The 4,479-nt window shown below is 45.9% G+C and carries 4 protein-coding genes and 1 pseudogene; 1 reads left to right on the top strand and 4 read right to left on the bottom strand.

Annotated features, from left to right (window positions below):
* Positions 1–154, top strand: a pseudogene (locus GTP27_RS23955) (IS5/IS1182 family transposase); the annotation flags it as partial.
* 315 nt (positions 155–469) lie between these two features.
* Here GTP27_RS23955 and GTP27_RS23105 read toward each other — a convergent pair.
* The 4 genes from GTP27_RS23105 to GTP27_RS23090 form a co-directional block, all read right to left on the bottom strand.
* Positions 470–1,444, bottom strand: a complete 975-nt coding sequence (locus GTP27_RS23105; RefSeq protein WP_161041437.1) for an alpha/beta hydrolase — start codon at positions 1,442–1,444, stop codon at positions 470–472.
* Positions 1,445–1,754: 310 nt separating this feature from the next.
* Positions 1,755–2,252 carry a DUF4240 domain-containing protein gene (locus tag GTP27_RS23100; RefSeq protein ID WP_161041436.1) on the bottom strand — a complete coding sequence of 166 codons (498 nt, stop codon included), beginning with the start codon at positions 2,250–2,252 and terminating at the stop codon, positions 1,755–1,757.
* A 263-nt stretch (positions 2,253–2,515) separates the two neighbouring features.
* Positions 2,516–3,274, bottom strand: coding sequence for a CCDC90 family protein (locus tag GTP27_RS23095; RefSeq protein ID WP_161041435.1), 759 nt, complete (start codon positions 3,272–3,274; stop codon positions 2,516–2,518).
* A gap of 535 nt (positions 3,275–3,809) precedes the next feature.
* A partial coding sequence (locus tag GTP27_RS23090) for a DUF6765 family protein (protein ID WP_371865990.1) occupies positions 3,810–4,479 on the bottom strand: 670 nt, incomplete at its 5' end.

Below are 4,479 nucleotides of genomic sequence, written 5' to 3'. Positions count from 1 at the left end.
CGGCACGATCAAGTCCTGGATGGGCTGGACCCACTTCCTTACGAAAGGGCTGGAGCGCGTCCAGGCCGAGATGGGCCTGCATGTGCTTGCCTATAATTTCAAACGCTTGATGAGCTTGCTTGGCTTTACCAGGGTGATGGAGGCGATCAGGGCATATGCCCTTTTTGCAGGCCTAAAACACTTACTCAGAGCGTTAATCTTGTTGGCCCCGCCGAAAGTGCAGACGAGATGGCGAAGCGCCAACAATGCTCTCTGGGGCTTCCAAACCTGCCCATGCAGATAAAATTAATTTGTCGGCACTGCAGAGTGTGTTTTTACACGGTCTGGGCCGGATGCTGCCTGCATGGTCAGAATAGCATCTTGCCTGCTTGCAAAGTTCACCGTTGTCACGACCAGACGGAAGTTGGCCCGTTACGGACACTCAATTCACATGCTTAGGTTGGAATAACGCAGCTACTCGATGTGCAATTCATTGGCTATGTACCGGTTGCAAAGAGATCAATGCGCTGTTCCAAATATTTAACCAAGTATTCATTCCATGGCCACTCGGAACATAAATCTCATTTACCTCCACACCGTGCATTTTCAAAGCTGCGCTATACGATTGAGCAGCTTCATAAAAATTTGGCTCAAGCAGTCCTGCCCCAATAAATATTGTCTTATCGGTAAGCATTTCGTTGCTTCGAAGCACCCATTGTGCCGGTGACATGGCAATAGCTCCATCAAATAAATTTGGATTCTCTATTAGAGCATCCAGAGCCCACGCCCCGCCATTCGAATATCCAGCCGAAAATCTATGCGCAGGATGTTCGTCACCCTCAATTTTCTTCCTTAAATCTGAAGTGACGAATTTCATAAACGCTGAAAATCTTTGAGGCGCAAATCCAAAAAGCAGCTCTTCAATACGAGTACTATTCGATTCCACTATGGAATTGTGTATACCAACGAATACAAAATGGCTTAAATCAATGTGACTAACTATTGAATTATGTACCAAGTTACCAACATTTTCTCCGTCCGGCATGTAGATGATTACACATTTAGTTAAATGTGTACGGCACGCGGCCCCCTTGAACACGGTAACCCTCTGCGAACCTAAGTCCTCATTTATAACATACGAGTTTTCGCTTTGTGACATCCCTGCATCTGAGATCAGGAAGTTATTCGGTAGCGGATCAACCATCGCAAACCGATTATCTCCTTGAACACGAAACTTGGTCGATTCACTTTTCACGTTCAAAAAACTCAGGTCCAAATTTGCTTTCGCCATCTGATTCCAGCGAAATTTTGCGGCATACATATTTTCCGCAATTTTATCTAAATATGCCTGAATTTCACAACAGATGTATGGCTTACTATATTCGGTAATCTCTTCCGGTCTGACTTCCGCCATAACCATTAATGTATTTTCTTCAACTTTGAAAATTAATTTCTGCGTGGCCATCTTTTTCTGAAAATCGACGATCTCATTATCTGAAAAAGGATCTTTGCAGATTCTATCGGTCGAATTCGACTCACAGATTTTAAGGTCCCGAGGAACAAAATCATCGGCAAATACGCTGTGGAAACTAGCGAATAGAGACAACACCAAAGTCAGAGAAGATAGGAAAAATCGCATTGTGATTTAAGCTAACTTTGAAAATAGACAGTCATTTTTGCAAGAACAAAATTACAAAGGTATTCAGACATAAAAATCTCTTCTTTTTCAGTGATTTCGTGAAGGTCTGCTATGGCCGAAGGCTGCCTGGCACACACTAATTTCCAAGGTACTTCGCAGCCAGCGCCGGCAGCAATCCAGGCAAATCCGATTCATCCCATTCTTCGCCCATCGTTACCGCATATTCCACCTTGAAGTCTCGTTCTAGCTCACCAGCCCCTTTAGCGGCGTACGCCTTGAGGGCAGCATACCCAAAAGACTCCAGCTCAAAATACTCTCTGCGCGCAATCGTAGCCAGCGAATCTGGGTTCGCAATCGCGCCCTTAAAAGTTTCTTTACCTTCGGAAATTAGCCAGTCACGAAAATATTTAAATCCATCGTCAGAGCACCCTCCGTTCATAAGGTACGCCGCACCCCAGAGGTTCCAACTGTTGGCTTCGAGTAGCAGGGTCTCATATCTTTGCTGGAAGCCTTGAATTTCTTCGGGTTCAAGTGAAAAAAGACGTTTTTGCAAAACTACTGGCCGGGAGTCAATATTTGTACCTGATTCTTTTTTTACCGTTTCAACTAATTGCCAAAATTTCTGTTCATTCATAGGGATAGGAGCTGCGAAAATTGATAATGACTGACCGAGCAATGCAAAAAAACTGCGACTAAAAGAGTGAAGCGACGTTGAAAGAACATGATTATCTTAGGAATATCGAAAATTATCTGGTCGCGCAGAAGATAGCGATGGCCAACAGGAGCAGGAAACATCGTCGTCCACAGCCGAATGCTGCCTACTAGGCCAGAATAATATCTTGCCGGCTGGCAAAGGCCATAACTTGTCACGACTAAGCGGAAGTCGCGCCGTTGCGGCTATTCCCCAATTGCAACCCAATCATAGCTCCTCGCTATCGCCTCGGTTCTAAGACTAAAGCCTGAACTTCCATCTTTTATGGGATTAAAGAGCCTTTCCTTTCGATTAAATACCCTATCTGCCTGAATTTGGCGACGATACTGGAAATCTGAGAAGGCATCATCGTTGATGCTGCCAGTTTGGCTTTGAGCCTGAATTAGAAGCTTTGGTCGCGTCTTGAAAGCAGATTTAAATAGGACAATTTCTCCGCTGTGTGCTGTTCCAGTTTCGATGTGAAAATTTCTTCCCATTCGATCAGTCAACACAAGGCCATTCTCACTAACCGATAATGGAAGGCCACCTAGAGCACCAGCACGTTTTTCACTTTCGACGATAGTCTTCTCGGCCTTTGCGGTTCTAGCATCTAGTGAGTCTAAACGAGATATCGCAGCGTTTACTACATCGCGTTGAAAACTCTCGGTCTTGACATACGCAGCCACACCCTTCGAAGCAGATATATTTATGACTTGCCATGCACCGAGCATGGTTCCCACACCAAAGATGCCCGCCACCCCCAGGAACCACTTCCAACTACGATTTCGAGTCTGCAGATAGATGTTTTCAAAATCTGTCGAATCAAGTTTATTCATCGACTTAGCGATTAATGGATCCAGAGCAGCCTTTATGGCTTCGAGATGTGCATCTGCCTGTTTCCGATCAACTCCAGCATCTTCTAGACGCTTAATGTATTCATGGGTATCAAAAATAGGAGCGACCATATTTCCATTTCATTATACGAGTAAAATTAGTTTGAATTTGAAGTACCTTGTATCCACAAAAACGCTGAGACATAGAACGCCGCCAAAACGTCATCTTGCGGTAGGTTGGCTCCCTACCGTGTCTTGGGCAGTTGGCCGTATGCCGTTTCGGTAATTTCATCCATGATAATCAATATCACCGCAGGTAGGGCCAATAGCCCCCAGTATCAGGAAACATTTCTATGCGCTGTTCTGGTTCTCCAGGCCTGCGAATTACTGCAAAGCGCTTATACTCCGCCAGCCAAAAATACATTGGTTCAAGTTGCAAAACTATTTGAGACGGTGAATTTGGCGACTTAGCGACTGCCTCGTATGTCGGAGGGAAGTAATAACTACTCACAGCAAGAAGTAGAATCCCCCCCCCCCATCAAAGCGCAACCAGTGAGGGAAAAATCTTTTAAAATCCGTAGCATCTTAACTAAACCCCTAGCCTTGATCGTCCATTATGGTGTCTGACCGCTTCTGGCCGATTGTGGCCGGTTGCGGGCGTGTTAAATCAAGCAAGACGGACACCATGGGCAGGTAGAATCTCCTGTATCACTACGAAACGGTGCTCTTTCACTGCGTCATGGAATTTACGATAGTCTGACTCCTCGAAGGCTGGTGTCCAAGCCGGCCTTTCGTCACCGTCATCTTCAGACGTTATACCGGTTCCCAGTGCCTTCCAGGAACCCACGCCCTTAGGAATGTAAGGAGGAACCGGTTCATGAAGTCCCGAGATAGCGCCGGCTGCAACGCTACTGCACACAACCTCGAAGCGTTTTTTCTCGTCATGGTCCTGATTTGATTCGAGTAATTTAATTAAGTCCACTTTAGCCGGCGAGGGGAGACCAGGCTGGCCTTCGAAGTCCAAAACACCTGCACAAAATGCTTGCACGACTTTGCAAGCCATGTCAGCAGCATTAATGAAGTCTGGAAGATTTTCTCGCTCAATCGTTTCGTTGTGGGCGTTGGTATATTTCCATTTTGCCCATGGCATGTCTGGGAAATGCAACGCAGCACCATGCCCAAGTCCAGATATAAGATCCAGTGTGACTGCCTCCGCATTTTCCTCCAGTGTCTGCAACCCAGACCTCAGCTTCTCTAACCATGTCTTGTGATCATGTTGGTCGCCAACAAGGGAAGTCAGTTTGTTGTACTTGCTTTCCGTTCCGCTAAATCCTTGG

The organism is Duganella qianjiadongensis (assembly GCF_009857915.1).
Classification (GTDB): Bacteria; Pseudomonadota; Gammaproteobacteria; order Burkholderiales; family Burkholderiaceae_D; genus Rugamonas; species Rugamonas qianjiadongensis.
The sequence above is the reverse complement of the archived record's forward strand: the minus strand, read 5'-3'. Positions and strand labels throughout refer to the sequence as shown.

Bases quoted from the DNA above. Each gene is read 5' to 3' on its own strand.
- GTP27_RS23095 (WP_161041435.1), bottom strand. From the start codon at position 3,274: ATGGTCGCTCCTATTTTTGATACCCATGAATACATTAAGCGTCTAGAA.
- GTP27_RS23100 (WP_161041436.1), bottom strand. From the start codon at position 2,252: ATGAATGAACAGAAATTTTGGCAATTAGTTGAAACGGTAAAAAAAGAA.
- GTP27_RS23105 (WP_161041437.1), bottom strand. From the start codon at position 1,444: ATGGCCACGCAGAAATTAATTTTCAAAGTTGAAGAAAATACATTAATG.